We start from the raw sequence: 20,650 nt of genomic DNA on the forward strand, positions 1-20,650 counted from the left end.
TCGAACAAGGAGATGATCTGAAATGATCTAACAACCACTCATCCTTGACCAAGCCCATACAAGTATTCCAGAGACAGTTCTGCCTGAATCGAGAGGCCGCGGCGTACTGGATGCCCCGCTTTCGCGGAGCATGACAGCGGAGATTGATGCGCGATGGACGCTCCCAAGCGCTCGTCATTGCGAGCGCAGCGAAGCAACCCAGAATCCCTCTGCGGAAAGACTCAGGATTGCTTCGCTGTGCTCGCAATGACGGTGGAGTGTGAAGCGAGAGCGTCGCGCCTCACTCACTCCGTCATCACATCAAGCATACCTTCCGTGACAGTGCTTGAACTTCTTCCCACTGCCGCAGGGGCAATCTTCGTTGCGGCCGACCTTGCCCCAGCTTGCCGGGTTCTTCGGATCGCGCTGCACGGCGTTGGCCTGCGGGGCCAGCGTCACGTTGGCGAAGGCCATCTCGTCCTCGCCGGTATCAGGATTGAGCTTGTGCGCTTCCATTGTGGGCAGGATAGGCGCTTCCTGCTCCGGCGGAATGATCTCGACGCGCATGAGCTGCGCGGTGACGGCCTCGCGCAGATGCGCACTCATCTCCTGGAAGAGATTGAAGGCCTCGGTCTTGTACTCCTGCAACGGATCGCGCTGGCCGTAACCGCGCAGGCCAATGACCTGGCGCAGATGGTCGAGCATAATCAGGTGCTCGCGCCAGAGATGATCGAGCGTCTGCAGCAGAATCGTCTTCTCGACGTAACGCATCACGTCGGGACCCCACTGCGCGACCTTGGCCGCCATGTGCTCGTCGGCACGGGTCTCGATGCGGGTGAGCAATTCCTCGTCGGCGATGCCCTCTTCCTTGGCCCAGTCGTCGACCGGCAAATCGAGATCGAGCACGCGCTTCAACTCTTCCTTGAGACCCGCGACGTCCCACTGCTCGGCATAGGCATGCTCGGGCACGTGCTTGGCGACGAGGTCCTCGATGAAGGCGTGGCGCATGTCGGCGATGGTCTCGGCGACGTTCTCGTCCTTCATCAGGTCGACGCGCTGGTCGAAGATCACCTTGCGCTGGTCGTTCTGGACGTTGTCGAACTTGAGGAGGTTCTTGCGGATGTCGAAGTTGCGCGCCTCGACCTTCTGCTGTGCCTTCTCGAGCGCCTTGTTGATCCAGGGATGGATGATGGCCTCGCCCTCTTTCAGACCGAGCCGCTGCAGCATGCTGTCGAGGCGATCCGAGCCGAAGATGCGCATCAGATCGTCTTCCAGCGACAGGAAGAATTTTGAGCGACCGGGGTCACCCTGACGGCCGGAACGACCGCGGAGCTGGTTGTCGATGCGGCGGGACTCGTGACGCTCGGAGCCGATGATGTAGAGGCCGCCGGGCTTGTTCACGGTCTTGGCGGGCTTTGAACCCTTGGCCGGCTCGATCTCGACGGTCTCCTCGGCCTTCAGCACGATGTCGCGGAAATGTTCGATGTCGGCCTTGATCTGCTCGATTTTTTTCGCCTTCTCGGCCTCGTCCTCGATCCCTGCGGTCTCCTGCTGGATGCGCATGTCCAGGGAGCCGCCGAGCTTGATGTCGGTACCGCGTCCCGCCATGTTGGTCGCGATCGTGATCGCGCCGGGCACGCCGGCTTCCGCAACGATATAGGCTTCCTGCTCGTGGAAGCGCGCGTTCAAGACCGCGAACAGTTTTGCGGGCTTGCCGGCGCGGGCGGCGGCGTAGAGCTTCTCCAGCGCGCTTTCCTTGCCGAAATCGATCTGCTTGTAGCCGTTCTGCTTCAAGAATTCGGCGAGCACTTCCGACTTCTCGATCGATGCCGTGCCGACCAGCACGGGCTGGAGGCGCGCATTGGCGCGCTCGATCTCGGCGAGGATGGCGACGTATTTTTCCTTCTGCGTGCGGTAGACCTCGTCGTCCTCATCCAGACGCGCGACCGGCAGGTTGGTCGGGATCTCCACGACCTCGAGCTTGTAGATGTCGAACAATTCGTCGGCTTCGGTTGCCGCCGTGCCGGTCATGCCCGCCAGCTTCTCGTACATGCGGAAGTAGTTCTGGAAGGTGATCGAGGCGAGCGTCTGGTTCTCGGGCTGAACCGCGACGTGCTCCTTGGCTTCGAGCGCCTGGTGCAGGCCTTCCGAATAGCGCCGGCCCGGCATCATGCGTCCGGTGAATTCGTCGATGATCACGACTTCGCCGTCGCGAACGATGTAGTCCTTGTCGCGGGTGAACAGCGTATGGGCGCGCAGCGCCTGGTTGACGTGGTGCACGACCGAGACGTTCTCGACGTCGTAGAGCGACTCGCCCTTGAGCTGGCCGGCGTCGCGCAGCAGTGTCTCCAGCTTCTCCATGCCGCCTTCGGTCAAGGTCACCGTGCGCTGCTTCTCGTCGACCTCGTAGTCCGTGACCTTCTCCAGCTTCGGCATGAAGGTGTCGATGGTGTTGTAGAAGTCCGAACGGTCGTCGAGCGGGCCGGAGATGATCAGCGGGGTGCGGGCTTCATCGATGAGAATGGAGTCCACTTCGTCGACGATCGCGTAGTAGTGCGGCCGCTGGACCATGTCCTCGAGCCGGTACTTCATGTTGTCGCGCAGGTAGTCGAAACCGTATTCGTTGTTGGTGCCGTAGGTGATGTCGCAGGCATAGGCCGCCTTGCGCTCGGCATCGTCGAGCCCGTGCACGATCACGCCGGTGGTCATGCCGAGGAAGCCGTAGATCTGGCCCATCCAGCCGGAGTCGCGGCGGGCGAGGTAGTCGTTGACGGTGACGACGTGGACGCCCTTGCCGGCGAGCGCGTTGAGATAGACCGCAAGCGTTGCGACCAGCGTCTTGCCTTCGCCGGTCTTCATCTCGGCGATGTCGCCCTCATGCAGCACCATGCCGCCGATGAGCTGGACGTCGAAATGGCGCTGGCCGAGCGTGCGCTTGGCCGCCTCGCGCACCGTGGCGAAGGCAGGCACCAGCAGGTCGTCCAGCGTCTTGCCCGATGCGAGCAGCTGCTTGAATTCGGCGGTGCGGGCCTTGAGGGCTTCGTCGGAGAGTTTTGAAAGTTCCGGCTCGAGCGCGTTGATCGCGTTGACTCGGGATTGGTATCCCTTCACCCGCCGGTCGTTGGCGGAGCCGAAAAACTTGCGGGCGAGCGCGCCGATCATACCGAATTCCTTGCCAAATTCCTGTGTTCGCGATTACCGCGTTGCAGCCAAGAGGTTGTCACCAACTTGCCTATCAACTCACCGTGACGCCTCGCGGCCAAGGCCCCGTTGCGGGGTCATCCGCCATATGGGTGGGAATTGAGCAAATCTGGGTTCAACGGCCAAAAACGCAGCAAAATAAACGCTATCGCCATGGACGCGACCGGCCACAGATATGGCCCACCCTGAGCCTTGTCAACGGCGGCCGGCTTTCCGCTAATTCATCATTTTGACAGGTTTTTCGCGTTGCCAAGGCATCCCGATTGGGCGAGTGTCCGCCCCGCCCAAATACCCCCTTCAGGATAAGGATTTTCCATGACCACCTCGTTCCCGGTAACGAAAACCGGCCTGCGCTTCGGCCTTGCCACCGCCCTTGCGGGCTGCCTCGCACTGGCGCTGATCGCAGGTCCCGGCCGGGCCGCCGACGACCCGGTCCTGGCCAAGGTCAATGGCGCGGAGATCAAGAAGAGCGACGTTGCGCTCGCCGAGGAGGAACTGGGGCCCTCGCTGGCACAGATGGACCCGGCGACCAAGGACGAGAACGTGCTGGCCTTCCTGATCGACATGAAGATCGTCGCCAAGGCCGCCGAGGACAAGAAGATCGCCGATAACGAGGAGTTCAAGAAGCGCCTGGGTTTCGCCCGCAACCGGCTTCTGATGGACAGCCTGCTCGCCCAGGAAGGCAAGACCGCGACCACCCCCGATGCCATGAAGAAGGTCTATGAGGAAGCCTCCAAGCAGATCACCGGCGAGCAGGAGGTGCACGCCCGCCACATCCTGGTCGAGACCGAGGACGAGGCCAAGGCGGTGAAGGCCGAGCTCGACAAGGGCGCCGATTTCGCCGAGCTCGCCAAGAAGAAGTCCAAGGATCCGGGCTCCGCCGACGGCGGCGACCTCGGCTTCTTCACCAAGGAGCAGATGGTGCCGGAATTCTCGGCGGTCGCCTTCGCGCTGGAGCCGGGCAAGATCTCCGACCCCGTGAAGTCGCAGTTCGGCTGGCACATCATCAAGGTCGAGGAAAAGCGCAGCCGCAAGGCGCCGGATTTCGACCAGGTCAAAGCCCAGATCGAGAACTACGTCACCCGCAAGGCCCAGGCCGACTATGTCGCGAAGCTGCGCGCTGAAGCCAAGGTCGAGCGGCTGGACCAGCCTGCTGCGGACGCGGCAAAGCCGGCTGACAAGCCGGCCGACGCGGCGAAGCCCTCCGACAGCAAGATGGCGCCGCCAGCGAAGAAGTAAGAATTCGCTGTCACTTCGCTGACGCCTAGAGTATTTAAGTATCGTGATGCCCGGCCTCGTGCCGGGCATCTGCGTATCTGAACCCATCAAGGCCCAAGCGATGTCCTCCACTGTCTCTCCACTTGCCCCCAAGCACGTTCCCGACATGCCCGTCATTGCGGGCGTCCGTCTCGCGACGGCGGAAGCCGGCATCCGCTACAAGAACCGCACCGACGTGCTGCTCGCGCTTCTGGACAAGGGCACCGCGGTCGCCGGCGTCTTCACCAAGTCGAAATGCCCGTCCGCGCCGGTGGAATGGTGCCGCGCGAAACTGAAGGGCGGCAAGGCGCGCGCGCTGGTGGTCAATTCCGGCAACGCCAATGCCTTCACCGGCAAGACCGGCCGGGCATCCACCGCGCTGACCGCGAAGATCGCGGCCAAGGCCGTCGGCTGCAGCGAAAGCGAGATTTTCCTCGCTTCGACCGGCGTGATCGGCGAGCCGCTGGATGCGACCAAGTTCGATGGCGTGCTGGGACGTCTCGCCGCGACCGCCGAAGCCGGCGACTATCTCGCGGCCGCGAACGCGATCATGACCACCGACACCTTCCCGAAGGTCGCAACCAGGACCGTGAAGCTCGGCAAGGCCAAGGTCACCATCAACGGCATGGCCAAGGGCGCCGGCATGATCGCGCCCGACATGGCGACCATGCTGTCGTTCATCTTCACGGATGCGCCGATCGCGCCGGCCGCGCTGCAAGCGCTGCTCAAGAGCGGCGTCGAGGACACCTTTAATGCGGTGACGATCGACGGCGACACCTCGACCTCTGACACTCTGCTCGCCTTTGCCACCGGCGCTGCCGCCGAGCACGGCGCGCCAAAAATCAGCCGCGCCAGCGACCCGCGCCTGAAGGCCTTCGTCAAGGCGTTCAACGAGGTGTTGGCCAATCTCGCCGAGCAGGTGGCGCGCGACGGTGAAGGCGCACGCAAGCTGGTCGAGATCACCGTGGAAGGCGCCAAGACCAAGGCGTCGGCGCGCAAGATCGCGATGTCGATTGCAAACTCGCCGCTGGTGAAGACCGCGATCGCAGGTGAAGACGCCAATTGGGGCCGCGTGGTGATGGCTGTGGGCAAGGCCGGCGAGCCCGCCGATCGCGACAAGCTGTCGATCTCCTTCAACGGCATCCGCGTCGCCAAGAGCGGCGCGCGCGATCCGTCCTATGACGAGGCACAGGTGTCGGAGGCGATGAAGGCGCCGGAGATCGCGATCAAGGTCTCGCTCGGCCTCGGCAAGGGCCGCGACCGCGTGATGACCTGCGACCTCACCAAGGAATATGTCGCGATCAACGGCGACTATCGATCGTAAGTTCAGGCATGGCCGAACTCAAGCTGACATTGGTAGTGGCCTGCGCGCTCGTTGACGCCGACAAGCGCGTCCTGATCGCGCAGCGCCCCGAGGGCAAGGCGCTTGCCGGCCTCTGGGAGTTTCCCGGCGGCAAGCTCGAGCCCGGCGAACGGCCGGAGCAGAGCCTCATCCGCGAGCTTCACGAGGAGCTCGGCATCACCGTCAGCGAGCCGTGCCTGGCGCCTCTCACCTTCGCAAGCTACGCCTACGAGGCGTTCCATTTGTTGATGCCGCTCTACATCTGCCGCCGCTGGGAGGGGATGGTGACGGCACGTGAAGGCCAGACCCTGGCCTGGGTCCGTGCCAACAAGCTGCGCGACTATCCGATGCCGCCAGCGGACATCCCGCTGATCCCGCATTTGATCGATCTGCTGATGTGAATTGGGACCTCATCCTGAGGAGCGGCGGTTGCGCCGCGTCTCGAAGGATGGGCCGCATGGCGAGAGCGGGGCCTGCATGGTTCGAGACGGCGCTTGCGCGCCTCCTCACCATGAGGACCATGAGGGTCACGTCTTCCCTGCCTTCTTCACCGCCTCGGCAAGGCTGGTCTTGGCCGATCCGGGCTTGAGCGGCTGCTGTTGGCTGGCATGCGGCGCCCAGCCGGAGAGCCAGATGATCTCGAATGTCGTGCGGATGCGGCCGTCGGGATCGGCAAAGCGCTCGGCATAGATTTGCGCCATCCGCAGCATGGTCGCACGCCGCGTCAGCGTGCGCCGCCGCTCGACCAGCACGTTGGCTGCGCCCATGCGCCTGAGATCCTGCATCAGCGCGAAGGCATTCGCATAGCGCACGACGATGCGATCGACGTCGGTGACCGGCAGCGCAAAACCCGCCCGCTGCAACAGCGCGCCGATGTCGCGCAGATCGGCGAACGGCGCAACGCGCGGCGACACGCCGCCCTCGCATTCGGCTTCGGCCGCGGCAAAGGCCTGGCGCAACTCGGTCAGTGAATCGCCGCCGATCATCGCGGCGAGCAGGAGACCGTCGGGCTTCAACGCACGCCGGATTTGCGCGAGCACGCCCGGCAAATCGTTGACAAATTGCAGCGCCAGCGCGGACGCCACCAGATCGAGGCTTTCCATCGCCAGCGGCAGCTTCTCCTCGCCCGTAGCATCGAGCTCGATCCGCTGTACATTGCCGAAGCGCGCGCGCAACGCCGACAGGCCCTCACCGGGGGTCCACAGATCGGCAACGGCGCCAAATTCGCGCATCACCGCAGCCAGCCGGTCGGCCATGTCCTCGTCGACACGGTCGAGCAGGAAGCTGGCAAGCCCCTGCACGCTCGCACGTCGCTGCCGCGCATGCAGCAGCGCGCGGTCGAACAGGGCGGGCGGGATTTGCGGGTTTTGCGCCATGCCGCTGGTTACGCCGATCGCGACGGTTCTGGCAATCTCCTCTCTCGTGTCCCGGACGCGGTGCGGCACGCAGTGACGCTCCGTAGAGCCGGGACCCACGTTTACGTGGACGATTCCTGGGCCCCGGCTCAGCAGCGCACCGCTACGCGCTGCGCCGCGTCCGGGGCACGAGACATAAAACCGCGGCTTGAGCCCTCGCAAACGTAGCGCTAGCCTTCATTCATGGAAGCCGAAACCGCCCCGTCCCGTTCCATCTCCGCCCATTGGCGTGGGGCGCTTTCGGCCGGCCATCGCCTATTGTCGCGCGCGGCAAGGCTCGCGCTCGACATTGCGCTGCCGACGCTGTGCGTGTCCTGCCGCGAGCCGGTCGATGGCGAGGGCGTCTGTGCGGCCTGCTGGGCGAAACTCTCGTTCATCGCCCCACCCTACTGCCCGCGGCTCGGAATCCCCTTCGTCTACGATCCCGGCCCTGAGATGCTGTCGATGGAGGCGATTGCGAGCCCGCCCGCCTATCATCGGGCGCGCGCCGCGGTACGCTATGATGATGTCGCGCGCACGCTCGTGCATTCGCTGAAGTATCAGGACCGTACCGATCTTGCGCCGGCCATGGGCCGCTGGATGGCGCGCGCGGGGCGCGAGCTGCTTGGCGAGGCCGACATGCTGGTCCCGGTGCCCCTGCATTGGCGGCGGGCTTGGCGCCGCCGCTACAACCAGGCGGGCGCGCTGGCCCGCGTGATCGAGCGCCAGACCGGGGTCAAGGTAAAAGGCGACGTCCTGCGCCGGGTCCGCGCCACCGAGCAGCAGATCGGCCTGTCGCGCGCCCAGCGCGCCACCAATGTGCAGGGCGCATTCCAGGTATCTGCCGACCACCAGGCCGAGGTGCAGGGCCGCCGCATCATCCTGATCGATGACGTCCTCACCTCGGGTGCGACACTGGATGCCTGCGCGCGGGCCTTGCTGCGCGCCAAAGCGGCGCAGGTCGACGCACTGGTCTTTGCCCGGGTTGTGGAGACCGGGTCACGTCCCATATAATTCAATCAATTCATGAATTGAGAGCGCCAGGCGAGATGAGCACTGCTGTCGAGATCTATACGAGGCCGGGCTGCGGCTATTGTTCCGCGGCCAGATCGCTGTTGACCCGCAAGAAAGCCGCCTTCACCGAGTTCGACATCGCCAAGAATCCGTCATGGCGCCAGGAGATGTATGCCCGCGCCGGCGAGGGCTCGACGTTCCCGCAGATCTGGATCGGCGAGAAGCATGTCGGCGGTTGCGACGAGCTCTATTCGCTCGATCGCGAAGGCAAGCTCGATGCACTGCTCGAAAGCGTCAAGGCGGTCTCATGAACCAGAATCAAGCTCAAGCGCAGGATCGTACCTTCACTGCCGCCATGGTGCAGATGCGCACCGGCCTTCTGCCTGAACCGAGCTTCGAGCAGGCGAGCAAGCTGATTCGAAAAGCGGCCGCAAACGGCGCGAATTACGTGCAGACGCCCGAAGTCAGCAACATGATGCAGCTGAACCGCAAGGCGCTGTTCGAGCACCTCGCCAGCGAAGAGGACGACAAATCGCTGAAGGCCTATCGCGCGCTCGCCGCCGAATTGAAGATCTTCTTGCATGTCGGCTCGCTGGCGCTCCGCTACTCGCCGGAGAAGGCGGTCAACCGCTCCTTCCTGATCGGACCCGACGGCAATCTGCTGGCGAGCTACGACAAGATCCACATGTTCGACATCGAGCTGCCGGATGGCGAGAGCTATCGCGAATCCGCCAACTACCAGCCGGGCGAGACGGCTGTGATCTCCGACCTGCCCTGGGGCCGCGTCGGGCTCACGATCTGCTACGACGTGCGCTTCCCCGCGCTCTATCGCGCGCTGGCGGAGGCCGGCGCTTCGTTCATCACCGTGCCCTCCGCCTTCACCCGCAAGACCGGCGAAGCGCATTGGCACGTGCTACTGCGCTCGCGCGCAATCGAGACCGGGTGCTTCGTGTTTGCTGCCGCGCAAGCCGGAACGCACGAGAACAAGCGCGAAACCTATGGTCACTCGCTGATCATCGATCCCTGGGGCGAGATCCTTGCCGAGGGCGATGTCGAGCCCGGCATCATCATGGCCAAGATCGACCCGGCCAAGGTCGAGACCGCGCGCAGGGCGATTCCCTCACTGCAACATGGCCGCCGCTTCGGCGTCGCCGATCCGAAGGCTGGCCCTGATCATCTGCATCTGGTGCGGGGATCGGCATGATCCGCTATGCACTCCGCTGCGAGCGGGACCACGAGTTCGAAAGCTGGTTCCAGAGCTCGTCGGCTTACGACCAGCAGGTCAAGCGCAAGCTCGTGACCTGCCCGATCTGCGGCTCGGCCAAGGTCGACAAGGCGATCATGGCGCCGCGCATCGTCGGCAAGAAGGGCCGCGAGCGCGCTCCCGAGCCAACCCCGGCACCCACGCCAACGACCGAGGTCACACAGCAGCAGCCGGCCTCGCTGATGCTGGCCCAGGAGCGCGAACTGCGCACCAAGCTGAAGGAATTGCGCGACCACATCGTGAAGCATGCCGACAATGTCGGCGAACGCTTCCCGAACGAAGCCCGCGCCATGCATTACGGCGACAAGGAGCACCGCCCGATCTACGGCGAAGCCTCGCCCGATGAAGCCAAGGCGCTGATCGACGAAGGCATCGAGGTGTCGCCGCTGCCGGTGCTGCCGGAAGACCGGAACTGACGCGAGCGCTCATGAGCCGCGAAACGATACTCTCGTCGCTCATCCATTTCGATGCGTCCATCCCGGACCTGAAGTCCGGACTCGGTTCGTTGACGTGGGATAGTGATCCGGTGGTCACGCTGGCGCGACGCGATATCGTCGCAGTCCTTGAGCGGTTTTCAACCGGAGAGATCGATGCCCTCGCCGTCGAGGATTGGGCCAATCTCGTCGAATGCCGCGAGGATATCGGGTTCGAATCGGGATATGAGGACGTGATCCATGCGGCGATCCACGATCTGGCGAACCCGGTGTTGAGCGGTGAGTTGCGCGTTCTGGCACCCGGCATCCTTGCCGGGCTTCGCTAACTCTTCCTACGCCCCCACCAGCACCGCAACGCCGATCACGATCAGCACGATGCCGAAAATCTCGCGCGGCGAGACCGGCTGCTTGAACGAGTAGTAGGCGACGCCCTGCGCGAACAGCACCTCGATCAGCGCGAGCGTGCGGACATTGGCGGCGGCGGTCAGCGCGAAGGACAGGAACCAGAATTGCGAGGCGAAGGCGCCCATGAAGCCGGCGAGCAGCGACGGCTTCCATAATCCAAGGATCGCCTGCAAGATTTTTGGTGCGCGCCACAGCAGGTAGACCGTCAGGATCAGCGTCTGCACGAACAGGCCCAGCACCAGCGTGAACGACGAGGCCGTCACGAAGGAGACGCCGGGCACCGTGATGATTGCGCCGCGGAAGCCGACGGCTGACAGCGCAAACGCGGCCGCGGCGACGAGGCCGATGATGGTCGGCTTCAATTCGGCAAAGCTCTTCTCGCCGCCGGGACGCAGCGCGGTGATGACGACGCCGACGGTCGCGATCACGATCGCCAGCACCTTGAGCCAGGTCAGGTGATCACCGAGGAAGACGAAGCCGAAGATCGCGGTCTGGATCGCTTCGGTCTTCAGATAAGCCGTAGTCACCACGAAGGAGCGGTCGTTCATGGCGAGCAGCATCAATCCGGTGGCGACGATCTGGCTGAGCGCCCCTAACAGCAGCCACGGCCAGAACACGGTCGGCGGCGCGCTCAGATGATCGCCGGAGACGACCAGCACCAGGCCCAAGAACAGCACCGAGAACGGGAAGCCGAACAGGAAGCGGATGTTGGTCGCGCCCCAGGTACCGAGCGGCTTGGTCAACGACCGCTGCATCGCATTGCGCGCGACCTGGCCGAGCGCGGCGATGACGGTGAAGGGAATCCAGAGGCTGGTGACGGTGAGCATGGGCGGGAAATGGCGGGACAGAGAGGCGCTAGCGTGAAGGTAACAGACTCGCTGGTCAACCACGCCGATGTCATGGGTGCGATGCTCCTACCACAAACTCCACTGTCGTCCTGGACAAGCGGAGCGCAGATCCAGGACCCATTACCCCAGGGAGTGGTTTTGCGAAGACTCGTGGTTACAAGCCTCGCGCCACAACCGCTCCCTGGGGTAATGGGTCCTGGCTTTCGCCAGGACGACACCTCTGTTGTTGCAACAGCCGGGCTGCTACACGCAACGCCCGCCTCACACCATCCCTTCCGCCACGACCATGTAGTTCACGTCCATGTCGGAGGAGAGGCTCCATCTGTCGGCGAAGGGCGAGTAGACGACGCCGGTCTGCTCGGTGATGACGAGGCGGTTGTCGAGCAGATATTTGGCGAGCTCGTCGGGGGTGACGAACTTGTTCCACTCATGGGTGCCGCGCGGCAGCCAGCGCAGCACGTATTCGGCGCCGACGATGGCGAGCGCAAAGCTCTTCCAGTTGCGGTTCAAGGTCGAGACCACCATCAGCCCATTCGGCTTCAGCATGGCGGCGCAGCGGCTCAGGAAGATGCCGACGTCGGTGACGTGCTCCACCACCTCCATCGCCAGCACGATGTCGAAGCGCTCGCGCGGGTCGACCTCCTCCACCGTAGTGCAGCGGTAGTCGATCGACAGATGCCCCTTGTCGGCATGGAGCTTTGCGGCCGCGATGTTGCTTGCCGAGGGATCGATGCCGATGACCTGCGCCCCGAGCCGCGAGAGCGGCTCGCAGAGCAGGCCTGCACCGCAGCCGATGTCGAGCACGCGCAGGCCTCCGAGGCAGTTGAGGCTGCGCACGTTGCGCTCGAACTTGCGACAGGCGGAGTCGCGGATATAGCCGAGCCGCAGCGGATTGATCTTGTGCAGCGGGGCCATCTTGCCGCTGGGGTCCCACCACTCGGCGGAAAGCTTTGAGAACTTGGCGACCTCGCCGGCGTCGACGGTCGAGGCCGGGCTGACAATCGTGGTGGCGGAACTGTTCTGCTGCATGCTCATGACAACGCGCCGTCCTACCGCACGGTGATCGAATTGCGGAAGGCAAGTGGGGACGCGATGGTCTCGATCTTCTCGATCCCCTCGCCCACGCCGCGGATCGTCACATCGCCGTAGTTGAAGATGCGACCCAGAATGCTCTGGTCGACATCGACACTTTCAACCTTGTCGAGGCTCATTTCAAAGGTCTTCCGGGTGATGAACCCGGTCTTATGCACAACTCTGAAATTGGTGACGTCGGTCTCGGTGGTAAAGCGGTGGAACCAGCCCTTCAGTGTCCAATAGAGGCCGCCCAGCGCCACCAGGCCGGAAGCTGTGAGCCACAGCAGCACGAGTCCCTCCGTGACCGTCTGCCGCGACATCAGAAGCAGGATCAGGGCCACGATCCAGGCCAGAATCGCCGGAAAATAGAAGATCCAGTGCGCATTGGTCGAATACAGCACCTTCTCGCCGGGCTGCAGGATCTCGTCGATATAACGCGCCATAACCTCGATTAACCCATTCCCGGCCCAGACGGGTCCATCAGGAACCGGCTTGCCCCCGGCCCCGCCGCTCTGTATACGCGCGGTCGGTAGCTACCCCGTCCAGCGCGGGCCACCATACTGATCCTCAAGAGGGAATGCACGCGTCGTCATGAGCCGCCTCGTGATGAAATTCGGCGGCACGTCCGTCGCCAATATCGAACGTATCCGCAACGTCGCACGACATGTGAAGCGTGAGGTCGATGCCGGGCACGAAGTTGCCGTGGTGGTCTCCGCGATGTCCGGCAAGACCAACGAGCTGGTCGCCTGGTGCACCGAAGCTTCCCCCATGCACGATGCGCGCGAATACGACGCCGTGGTCGCCTCCGGCGAGCAGGTGACGTCGGGCCTGCTGGCCATCACGCTCCAGAGCCTCGGCATCCAGGCGCGCTCCTGGCAGGGCTGGCAGATCCCGATCAAGACCAGCGACGCTCATGCCTCGGCCCGCATCGAGGACATCGACGGCACCGAGATCATCAACCGTTTCAAGGAGCGCAAGGAGGTCGCGGTCATCGCCGGCTTCCAGGGCATCAATCCCGAGACCGGCCGAATCACCACGCTCGGCCGCGGCGGCTCCGACACCTCGGCGGTCGCGATCGCCGCCGCCGTCAAGGCGGATCGCTGCGACATCTATACCGACGTCGATGGCGTCTACACCACCGACCCGCGCATCGTGCCGAAGGCACGCCGGCTCGACAAGATCGCGTTCGAGGACATGCTGGAACTGGCCTCCCAGGGCGCCAAGGTGCTCCAGGTCCGTTCGGTGGAACTCGGCATGGTCCACAACATGCCGATCTTCGTCCGCTCGAGCTTCGACAAGCCCGAGGACATCGACCCGCATGCCAACCAGCCGCCCGGTACGCTGATCTGCAGCGAGGAGGAGATCATGGAAAACCACGTCGTCACCGGCATCGCCTTCTCCAAGGACGAGGCCCAGATCTCGGTGCGCCAGATCGAGGACAAGCCGGGTGTCGCCGCCTCGATCTTCGGGCCGCTCGCGGACGCCAACATCAACGTCGACATGATCGTTCAGAACGTCTCCGAGGACGGCAAGACCACCGACCTCACCTTCACGGTGCCGGCGACCGACTACGCGCGCGCCAGGGACACGATCACCGCCGCCAAGGCCAAGATCGGCTATGCGCGGCTCGACAGCGCCACCGACGTCGCCAAAATCTCCGTGATCGGCAGCGGCATGCGCAGCCATGCCGGCGTCGCCGCCCAGGCGTTCTCGGCCCTCGCGGCGCGGAATATCAACATCCGCGCCATCACAACCTCCGAGATCAAATTCTCGGTTTTGATCGACACCGCCTATACCGAGCTTGCGGTGCGGACCCTGCACACGCTCTACGGTCTCGATCAGGTTTAGACGAATTTTCTGTTAGCGGCCGCAGCAAACGCGAAGGTGTACACACCTTCGCGTTTGGCAGGCGTTTTGCTTGGCAAAACAAGCCTCAATTCGCTATACGGCGAGCAGGGTGGGCTGCCGCAGACTGTGCCCCAGTTCAGGCGGTGCCGATTCGGCACAAGCGCTAAATCCAAGAGGATTTGGACTCGTGCCGCCGCCGGACGAGCAAATTTGTTGTTTTTCTGGAGTTTTGGGCCAGCCGCCGGCTACCCCGCCGGGCCAGGCAGATGAAGGAGATTGACGGCACATGCGGAGCGCGTCGGGAGGTCCCCGCGTCTTGTTGAGACGGCTCCGCGAAACCATGGCGGAGCAGGTCTCGGCCCAGGAGCGGCTGGACAAGATCGTGGTGCTGATCGCCGCCAACATGGTGGCCGAAGTGTGCTCGGTCTATGTGCTGCGCGTCGACAACACCCTCGAGCTCTACGCCACCGAAGGCCTCAACCGCGAGGCCGTGCACCATACCGTGCTGAGCGCCCATGAGGGCCTGGTCGGCCTCGTCGCCAGCGAGGCGACCCCCCTCAACCTCAGCGACGCCCAGAGCCACCCGGCCTTCTCGTTCCGCCCGGAAACCGGCGAAGAGATCTACCACTCCTTCCTCGGCGTGCCGATCCTGCGCGCCGGCAATACGCTCGGCGTGCTGGTGGTGCAGAACCGCGCCAAGCGCAATTATGTCGAGGAGGAGCTGGAGGCGCTCCAGACCACCGCCATGGTGTTGGCGGAGCTGATCGCCTCGGGCGAATTGTCCGCGCTCGCCCAGCCCGGCCTCGAGCCGGCCGCACGCCATTCCGCGCAAAAGGTGGGCGCGATCCTGTCGGAGGGCATAGCGCTCGGACACGTCGTGCTGCACGAGCCGCGCGTCGTCATCAAGGACTACATCGCCGAGGACCTGCCGAAGGAAATCAAGCGGCTCGACACCGCGCTCGCCAAGCTGCGCTCCGACCTCGACCGCATGCTCGAGCGCGGCGACGTCGCCGAGGGCGGCGAGCACCGCGACGTCCTGGAAGCCTACCGCATGTTCGCCAACGACCAGGGCTGGTCGCACAAGCTGCACGAGGCGGTCGCGACCGGCCTTACCGCGGAAGCCGCGGTCGAGCGCGTGCAGTCGGACACCCGCGCGCGCATGCTGCGCTCCACCGATCCCTATTTGCGCGACCGCCTGCACGATCTCGAAGATCTCGGCTACCGCCTGATGCGCCAGCTCGTCGGCCAGGACCACGCGCCGTCCCGCGAGCAACTGCCTGACAACGCCATCGTCATCGCCCGCGCGATGGGACCGGCGGCGCTGCTCGACTACGACCGCAAGCGGCTGCGCGGCATCGTGCTGGAGGAAGGCACCGCCAACTCGCACGTCTCGATCGTGGCGCGCGCGCTCGGCATCCCCGCGGTCGGCGAGGTGCCGAACGCGCCGGGTATCGCCGATCCCGGCGACGCCATCATCGTCGACGGCACCTCGGGCTCGATCTACGTACGGCCTTCGCAGGAGATCGAGGCGGCCTATGCGGAGCGCGTGCGCTTCCGCGCGCGCCGCCAGGCGCAGTACCTGGCGCTGCGCGACCGTCCTTGCGTGACCAAGGATGGCGAGGCGGTGGAGCTGATGATCAACGCGGGTCTTGCGATCGACCTGCCGCATATCGACGACACCGGCAGCGCCGGTATCGGCCTGTTCCGCACCGAGCTGCAATTCATGGTCGGCCAGAGCCTGCCGCGCACCAGCGACCAGCTCGCGCTCTACCGCACCGTGCTCGATGCCGCGGGCACCAAGCCCGTCACCTTCCGCACCCTCGACATCGGCGGCGACAAGGCGCTGCCCTATATGGAGGCGGTGATCGAGGAAAATCCCGCGCTCGGCTGGCGCGCGATCCGGCTTGGCCTCGATCGCCCCGGCCTGCTGCGCGGCCAGATCCGCGCGCTCTTGCGCGCAGGCGGCGGCCGCGCGATCCGCGTGATGTTCCCGATGATCTCGGAGGTCGGCGAATTCGATTCGGCAAAGGCGCTGGTCGAGCGCGAGCTGACATATTTGCGCCAGCACGGCCATACGCTGCCGGAGCGCATCGACATCGGCACCATGGTCGAGGTGCCTGCGCTGCTCTACCAGCTCGACGAGCTTCTGAAGAAGGTCGACTTCATCTCGGTCGGCTCCAACGACTTGTTCCAGTTCCTGTTCGCGGTCGATCGCGGCAACGCCAAGGTTTCGGAGCGCTTCGACACCATGTCGGCACCGATCCTGCGCGTGCTGCGCGAGATCGTGCGCAAGTCCAAAGCTGCGGAGAAGTCAGTCTCGCTGTGCGGCGAGATGGCATCCAAGCCGATCGGCGCGCTGGCGCTGATCGCGATGGGCTACCGCTCGCTGTCACTGTCGGCGACCGCGCTCGGGCCGGTGAAGGCGATGGTCCTCGAGCTCGATGCCAAGAAGGCCGGCGCGATGCTCGATCCGCTCCTGGACGCGCCGACCGGCACCGTCTCGATCCGGCAGAAGCTGACGCAATTTGCCGAGGCCGAAGGGCTGTCGTTGTAGCGGGCCGGTCCGAAAGCCGTCCCGCCTCGCCCCTTTTTGCACCTGAGACTTGATCGATGTCGTCACTCCCCGAAGCCAAACTGGACGTCCTCCTTGCGCATCATGCCTCTCTCGAGGCCGAAACGCTCGGCCAGCTCTCCTCCGAGCGCTATGTGCAGGTCACGCGCGAGCTCGCCGAGATCAGCCCGCTGATCGACGCGGTGAAGACCTATCGGTCTGCGGTAAAGGAGCTCGCCGACACCGAGGCGCTGATCGCCGATCCCGCGACCGATGCCGAGATGCGCGGCATGGCGGAGACCGAGCGCGACGAGCTCTCGCTCAGAATCGAAGATCTCGTGCAGAAGATCCGCGTGGCGCTGTTGCCCAAGGACGCCATGGACGACCGCAACGTGATGCTGGAAATCCGCGCCGGCACCGGCGGCGACGAGGCCTCGCTGTTCGCCGGCGACCTGTTCCGGATGTATGAGCGTTTTGCCGGCCTGCAGGGCTGGAAGGTCGAGGTCATCTCGGCGAGCGAGGGCACCGTCGGCGGCTACAAGGAAATCATCGCCGAGGTGCAGGGCCGCGGCGCATTCTCCAAGCTGAAGTTCGAATCCGGCGTGCACCGCGTGCAGCGCGTGCCCGACACCGAGACGCAAGGCCGCATCCACACCTCGGCGGCCACGGTCGCCGTGCTGCCGGAGGTCGAGGATGTCGACGTCGACGTCAAGAACGAGGATCTGCGCATCGAGACCATGCGCGCGCAGGGCGCCGGCGGCCAGCACGTCAACAAGACGGAATCGGCGATCCGCATCACCCATATTCCGACCGGCATCGTCGTGATGATGCAGGACAGCCGTTCGCAGCACAAGAATCGCGCCTCGGCGATGAACATCCTGCGCTCGCGCATCTACGATGCCGAGCGCCAGCGCGTCGAGGCGGCACGCTCGGCCGACCGCAAGGAAAAGGTCGGCTCCGGCGACCGCAGCGAGCGCATCCGCACCTACAATTTTCCGCAAGGACGCGTCACCGACCACCGCATCAATCTGACACTCTACAAGCTGCCGCAGGTGATCGCGGGCGAAGCGCTGGGCGAGCTGATCGATGCGCTGACCACGGAGCACCAGGCCGCCCAGCTCGCGGCGCAGGGTGCCGCTGCCTAGAGTGCGAGGCTCACCTCTCCTCGGCGGGGGAGAGGTAAATCCGCGGCTCGCTCCGATCCAACCAAACTCATCCTGCTCTGGAGCAGACGCCACCAGTCAGCGCGCCTTGGTGCGGAACGATCGCAGGATCTTGCTCAAGGCCGGACTTGCCGCGCGCAGCTCTTCGAGATGGATTTTTGAGAGCGCCCGCAGCTTCTGTTCGCCCTTGGCCGTCAGCTTGAGGCGGACCTTCCTGGCATCCTGCGGATCGGCCACCCGGCTGATCAGCTTCAGCTTCGTCATCCGGTCCATCAGCTCGACCGCGGTGTGATGCCGGATCAGCAGGAACCGCGCGACGTCGCTGATGGTCGCGGCGTCCGGTCCGGTAAAGCCCTTGATCGCGAGCAGCGCCTGGTGCTGTTGGGGCGTCAGCCCGGCGCGCTGGGCGGCAGCCTCGCTGAAGGCCAGGAAGGTTCGCACCTGGTAGCGGAATTGCGCCAGCGCCTGATAGTCGGCCTCGCGCATCGCCGCACTCGCGCGCCGCGCCGACGTTGTCGTCTTCTTCGGTTGGACCATGCCGTGCCGTCCGCCTCGATCTCACCACCCGCCGACAGGAGCGGATGCGTCAAGGCTAGCAAGCGGCCGGGTGCGGACCAACCGGGCTGCACCGCGGATGCACAGCTATCCGCCGGCCTATTCGAAGTTGGAGAAGTTGGAGAGCAGTATCTTTACCAGGATGATCTGGAACGCGATCGGGATACGCACGCTTCGGCGCCTGATCGACCGCTGCAACGCGCCGGCAATCTCGGTGCTGGTGAGAGCGCCGGAGGCGGCGTTGGCGATCAGCCGCGTCCACATCTCCGACAGTGATCCGCCGGGGTGGATCGTCGGCTTGATCGTGACGCCGCAGCCCTGCGCCCAGGCGATGATCTCGCGTGTCGTGTGCGGACCGCAATTGCGCGCGGTCGCAAGACGCTCGGCGGTCAGCGCGAGCAGAAGCTCGCGTGACGGCGACCAGTTGCCCTTCGGCGGCTGCTCGCCCGTCAGCTCGACCGCAAGCTCCTTGAGCACGTTCTGGGCACGGACGCTCAGCGTCTTCATCGGACCAGGCGCCGGGTTCGACTGACCGGCCGGCGAGCTGCGCCAGCCGTCCGGTCGGTTGCGCGCCTCCGGGTTGCGCAGCGCGTCGAGCGCCTGCGGCATCATTCGCTGGCCCTCGCCGTCGGCCGCAGTCCGGCCCGACTCCCGCGGCCAGGATCGCCGCTTCCTGGCCCTCGCCGTTCTCGTTTGCCGCGTCATCTCGCCTGCCGAACCCAGAAGCACGTACTCATAAAGACTAATATATATCGTTATACGATATGTTTTTGCGAGACAATTTTCGTCGTCCTACGAAAGGCGAAATTGACAGCGGGCCATCACAAGCAATGCTTGCGGCAAGAGCTACACGGGGATGTGACACGACGCGCTCGGCCGGTCGGACCGGATGAGCGCGGCAAACGGTCACGCCCCAAACAAACCATGCTCGGGAGGAACTTGATCATGACGGACAGCTTCATCAGCCGCGGCCTGCATTCCAGACTCTCGCGCCGACGCTTGCTGCAAGGCAGCGCCGGCATCATCGGCGGCTCGCTGCTGCCGGCGATGCCCGCACTCGCCGAGGACAAGCCGGCGCTCGGCACCTATCCGGCGGGCGCCTCGGGTTCCTCTGTCTTCATCGGCATCTCCGTGCCGCGCACCGGCACCTATGCGGTGCAGGGCGAGGACGAATTGAAGGGCTACCAGCTCGCGATCGAGCACATCAATAGCGGGCATGATCTGATCAAGAAGATCTCGCCCAAGACCAGCAAGGGCGTGCTGGGCAAGGAGCTGAAATTCGGCGTCGCGGATTCCGCAGCGAAGCCGAACGAAGCGGTGCAAGCGCAACAGCGCTTCATCAGCGAGAACAAGGCGATCATGATCACCGGCGGCACGTCGAGCGCGGTTGCGGTCGCACTGAACAAGCTCGCCCAGCGCGAGAAGGTGATCTTCGTGTGCGGCATCTCCGGCTCGAACGACACCACCGGCAAGGATTGCGTCCGCTACGGCTTCCGCCAGGATTTCTTCGGCCAGACGGCGGCCGCCGCGATCGGCCCGGTGATGGTCAAAGCCTTCGGCAAGAACAAGAAGGCGGCCTACCTCACGCCCGACTACACCTACGGGCACACCGTGACCAAGTCGATGCAGGATTTCCTGGCAAGCGCGGGATGGACGACCGCCACGAACCAGGTCGCGCCGCTCGGCGCGCCAGACTATTCCTCATATCTGCTCAACGTCGCGAACTCCGGCGCCGACGTGCTCATCAACGTCAACTGGGGGCACGATGCCGTGCTCTCGACCCAGCAAGCCAAGCAGTTCGGCGTGCTCGACAGGATGAAGCTCGTGATTCCCTACCAGGTGCCGTTCATTGCGCGCGAGACTGGCGGCCTGATGCAGGGCGTCTACGCCGCGACCGACTATTGGTGGACGATCGAGGACAAGTTCCCGCTTGCCAAGATGTTCAACGACGCCTTCGCGGCGAAGTACGGCTACAAGCCGGAATGGGGCGCGGAGAATGCGTATATCAGCTTCGCGCACTGGGCCCGCATGTGCGAGGAGGCTGGCAGCTTCTATCCGCCTGATGTCATCAAGGCCTATGAGAAGGGCGAGACCATCCCCTCCTTCGTCGGTGACGTCCACTACCGCGCCGAAGACCATCAGTGCGTCCGTCCTGTCATCATCGTCAAGGGCAAGATGGAAAAGGACATGAAGAACAAGGAGGACTACTACGACGTCGTCGAGATCGTCCCCGGCGACGGGCTGATGCAGAAGCCGGACGCGTTCGGCTGCCATCTCGGCGAATACTCGTGAGCCTGGGTTGACCCCTGTGACGCCGCAGG

19 protein-coding genes are annotated in these 20,650 nt (G+C 64.5%); 12 read left to right on the forward strand and 7 right to left on the reverse strand.

Going from position 1 to position 20,650, the window contains the following annotated elements:
• Positions 1–300: 300 nt before the first annotated feature.
• A complete protein-coding gene (gene secA, locus SO180_RS31050) occupies positions 301–3,141 on the reverse strand; it encodes a preprotein translocase subunit SecA (protein ID WP_449382639.1) in 2,841 nt (946 codons plus the stop codon).
• 354 nt (positions 3,142–3,495) lie between these two features.
• On the opposite strand from secA, the gene SO180_RS31055 reads away from it, so the two are divergent.
• From SO180_RS31055 to SO180_RS31065, 3 genes are all read left to right on the forward strand, one after another.
• Entirely contained in the window at positions 3,496–4,419 is a 924-nt protein-coding gene (locus tag SO180_RS31055; protein WP_449382640.1) for a peptidylprolyl isomerase, read from the forward strand.
• 100 nt (positions 4,420–4,519) lie between these two features.
• Positions 4,520–5,761: a bifunctional glutamate N-acetyltransferase/amino-acid acetyltransferase ArgJ gene (gene argJ, locus SO180_RS31060; RefSeq protein ID WP_449382641.1), complete on the forward strand. Its 1,242-nt coding sequence runs from the start codon at positions 4,520–4,522 to the stop codon at positions 5,759–5,761.
• Positions 5,762–5,769: 8 nt separating this feature from the next.
• The gene (locus SO180_RS31065; RefSeq protein WP_449382642.1) at positions 5,770–6,180 is read left to right on the forward strand and encodes a (deoxy)nucleoside triphosphate pyrophosphohydrolase; all 411 of its coding nucleotides are present in this window, start codon (positions 5,770–5,772) and stop codon (positions 6,178–6,180) included.
• A 126-nt stretch (positions 6,181–6,306) separates the two neighbouring features.
• Here SO180_RS31065 and SO180_RS31070 read toward each other — a convergent pair whose 3' ends face one another.
• Entirely contained in the window at positions 6,307–7,155 is an 849-nt protein-coding gene (locus SO180_RS31070; RefSeq protein WP_449382677.1) for a methyltransferase domain-containing protein, read from the reverse strand.
• A 222-nt stretch (positions 7,156–7,377) separates the two neighbouring features.
• Here SO180_RS31070 and SO180_RS31075 point away from each other — a divergent pair, with 222 nt between their 5' ends.
• From SO180_RS31075 to SO180_RS31095, 5 genes are read left to right on the forward strand one after another with little or no spacing between them, the layout of a single operon-like run.
• On the forward strand, positions 7,378–8,187 hold the full coding sequence (locus tag SO180_RS31075) for a ComF family protein (protein ID WP_449382643.1): 810 nt from the start codon (positions 7,378–7,380) through the stop codon (positions 8,185–8,187).
• A 35-nt stretch (positions 8,188–8,222) separates the two neighbouring features.
• The gene (gene grxC, locus SO180_RS31080) at positions 8,223–8,498 is read left to right on the forward strand and encodes a glutaredoxin 3 (RefSeq protein ID WP_449382644.1); all 276 of its coding nucleotides are present in this window, start codon (positions 8,223–8,225) and stop codon (positions 8,496–8,498) included.
• Positions 8,495–9,391, forward strand: a complete 897-nt coding sequence (locus tag SO180_RS31085; RefSeq protein WP_449382645.1) for a carbon-nitrogen hydrolase family protein — start codon at positions 8,495–8,497, stop codon at positions 9,389–9,391. Before grxC ends, SO180_RS31085 begins: the two co-directional genes overlap by 4 nt.
• Complete coding sequence (locus SO180_RS31090; RefSeq protein ID WP_449382646.1) at positions 9,388–9,867, forward strand: DUF1178 family protein; 480 nt, start codon at positions 9,388–9,390, stop codon at positions 9,865–9,867. Before SO180_RS31085 ends, SO180_RS31090 begins: the two co-directional genes overlap by 4 nt.
• Positions 9,868–9,878: 11 nt before the next feature.
• Complete coding sequence (locus tag SO180_RS31095) at positions 9,879–10,211, forward strand: hypothetical protein (protein WP_449382647.1); 333 nt, start codon at positions 9,879–9,881, stop codon at positions 10,209–10,211.
• A 6-nt stretch (positions 10,212–10,217) separates the two neighbouring features.
• On the opposite strand, the gene SO180_RS31100 is transcribed toward SO180_RS31095, so the two are convergent.
• From SO180_RS31100 to SO180_RS31110, 3 genes are all read right to left on the reverse strand, one after another.
• Positions 10,218–11,117 carry an EamA family transporter gene (locus tag SO180_RS31100; protein WP_449382648.1) on the reverse strand — a complete coding sequence of 300 codons (900 nt, stop codon included), beginning with the start codon at positions 11,115–11,117 and terminating at the stop codon, positions 10,218–10,220.
• Between the two features lie 282 nt (positions 11,118–11,399).
• Entirely contained in the window at positions 11,400–12,173 is a 774-nt protein-coding gene (gene ubiG / locus SO180_RS31105) for a bifunctional 2-polyprenyl-6-hydroxyphenol methylase/3-demethylubiquinol 3-O-methyltransferase UbiG (protein WP_449382649.1), read from the reverse strand.
• Between the two features lie 14 nt (positions 12,174–12,187).
• Positions 12,188–12,655 carry a PH domain-containing protein gene (locus tag SO180_RS31110; protein WP_449382650.1) on the reverse strand — a complete coding sequence of 156 codons (468 nt, stop codon included), beginning with the start codon at positions 12,653–12,655 and terminating at the stop codon, positions 12,188–12,190.
• Between the two features lie 148 nt (positions 12,656–12,803).
• Between SO180_RS31110 and SO180_RS31115 the strand changes: the two genes are divergently transcribed.
• From SO180_RS31115 to prfA, 3 genes are all read left to right on the forward strand, one after another.
• The gene (locus SO180_RS31115) at positions 12,804–14,060 is read left to right on the forward strand and encodes an aspartate kinase (protein WP_449382651.1); all 1,257 of its coding nucleotides are present in this window, start codon (positions 12,804–12,806) and stop codon (positions 14,058–14,060) included.
• Positions 14,061–14,346: 286 nt separating this feature from the next.
• Positions 14,347–16,614, forward strand: coding sequence for a phosphoenolpyruvate--protein phosphotransferase (gene ptsP / locus SO180_RS31120; RefSeq protein WP_449382652.1), 2,268 nt, complete (start codon positions 14,347–14,349; stop codon positions 16,612–16,614).
• Between the two features lie 56 nt (positions 16,615–16,670).
• Positions 16,671–17,756, forward strand: coding sequence for a peptide chain release factor 1 (gene prfA, locus SO180_RS31125; protein WP_449382653.1), 1,086 nt, complete (start codon positions 16,671–16,673; stop codon positions 17,754–17,756).
• A 96-nt stretch (positions 17,757–17,852) separates the two neighbouring features.
• Here prfA and SO180_RS31130 read toward each other — a convergent pair whose 3' ends face one another.
• Both SO180_RS31130 and SO180_RS31135 read right to left on the reverse strand, forming a co-directional pair.
• A complete protein-coding gene (locus tag SO180_RS31130; RefSeq protein ID WP_449382654.1) occupies positions 17,853–18,311 on the reverse strand; it encodes a MarR family winged helix-turn-helix transcriptional regulator in 459 nt (152 codons plus the stop codon).
• 117 nt (positions 18,312–18,428) lie between these two features.
• Positions 18,429–18,941, reverse strand: coding sequence for a hypothetical protein (locus SO180_RS31135; protein ID WP_449382655.1), 513 nt, complete (start codon positions 18,939–18,941; stop codon positions 18,429–18,431).
• Between the two features lie 333 nt (positions 18,942–19,274).
• Between SO180_RS31135 and SO180_RS31140 the strand changes: the two genes are divergently transcribed.
• Complete coding sequence (locus SO180_RS31140) at positions 19,275–20,621, forward strand: substrate-binding protein (protein WP_449382656.1); 1,347 nt, start codon at positions 19,275–19,277, stop codon at positions 20,619–20,621.
• The last annotated feature ends 29 nt before the right edge of the window (positions 20,622–20,650 follow it).

The organism is Bradyrhizobium sp. UFLA05-112 (assembly GCF_053572325.1).

Excerpts from the sequence above, each read along its gene's own strand:
- secA (WP_449382639.1), bottom strand. The coding sequence starts at position 3,141 with ATGATCGGCGCGCTCGCCCGCAAGTTTTTCGGCTCCGCCAACGACCGG.
- SO180_RS31055 (WP_449382640.1), top strand. The coding sequence starts at position 3,496 with ATGACCACCTCGTTCCCGGTAACGAAAACCGGCCTGCGCTTCGGCCTT.
- argJ (WP_449382641.1), top strand. The coding sequence starts at position 4,520 with ATGTCCTCCACTGTCTCTCCACTTGCCCCCAAGCACGTTCCCGACATG.
- SO180_RS31065 (WP_449382642.1), top strand. The coding sequence starts at position 5,770 with ATGGCCGAACTCAAGCTGACATTGGTAGTGGCCTGCGCGCTCGTTGAC.
- SO180_RS31070 (WP_449382677.1), bottom strand. The coding sequence starts at position 7,155 with ATGGCGCAAAACCCGCAAATCCCGCCCGCCCTGTTCGACCGCGCGCTG.
- SO180_RS31075 (WP_449382643.1), top strand. The coding sequence starts at position 7,378 with ATGGAAGCCGAAACCGCCCCGTCCCGTTCCATCTCCGCCCATTGGCGT.
- grxC (WP_449382644.1), top strand. The coding sequence starts at position 8,223 with ATGAGCACTGCTGTCGAGATCTATACGAGGCCGGGCTGCGGCTATTGT.
- SO180_RS31085 (WP_449382645.1), top strand. The coding sequence starts at position 8,495 with ATGAACCAGAATCAAGCTCAAGCGCAGGATCGTACCTTCACTGCCGCC.
- SO180_RS31090 (WP_449382646.1), top strand. The coding sequence starts at position 9,388 with ATGATCCGCTATGCACTCCGCTGCGAGCGGGACCACGAGTTCGAAAGC.
- SO180_RS31095 (WP_449382647.1), top strand. The coding sequence starts at position 9,879 with ATGAGCCGCGAAACGATACTCTCGTCGCTCATCCATTTCGATGCGTCC.
- SO180_RS31100 (WP_449382648.1), bottom strand. The coding sequence starts at position 11,117 with ATGCTCACCGTCACCAGCCTCTGGATTCCCTTCACCGTCATCGCCGCG.
- ubiG (WP_449382649.1), bottom strand. The coding sequence starts at position 12,173 with ATGAGCATGCAGCAGAACAGTTCCGCCACCACGATTGTCAGCCCGGCC.
- SO180_RS31110 (WP_449382650.1), bottom strand. The coding sequence starts at position 12,655 with ATGGCGCGTTATATCGACGAGATCCTGCAGCCCGGCGAGAAGGTGCTG.
- SO180_RS31115 (WP_449382651.1), top strand. The coding sequence starts at position 12,804 with ATGAGCCGCCTCGTGATGAAATTCGGCGGCACGTCCGTCGCCAATATC.
- ptsP (WP_449382652.1), top strand. The coding sequence starts at position 14,347 with ATGCGGAGCGCGTCGGGAGGTCCCCGCGTCTTGTTGAGACGGCTCCGC.
- prfA (WP_449382653.1), top strand. The coding sequence starts at position 16,671 with ATGTCGTCACTCCCCGAAGCCAAACTGGACGTCCTCCTTGCGCATCAT.
- SO180_RS31130 (WP_449382654.1), bottom strand. The coding sequence starts at position 18,311 with ATGGTCCAACCGAAGAAGACGACAACGTCGGCGCGGCGCGCGAGTGCG.
- SO180_RS31135 (WP_449382655.1), bottom strand. The coding sequence starts at position 18,941 with ATGATGCCGCAGGCGCTCGACGCGCTGCGCAACCCGGAGGCGCGCAAC.
- SO180_RS31140 (WP_449382656.1), top strand. The coding sequence starts at position 19,275 with ATGACGGACAGCTTCATCAGCCGCGGCCTGCATTCCAGACTCTCGCGC.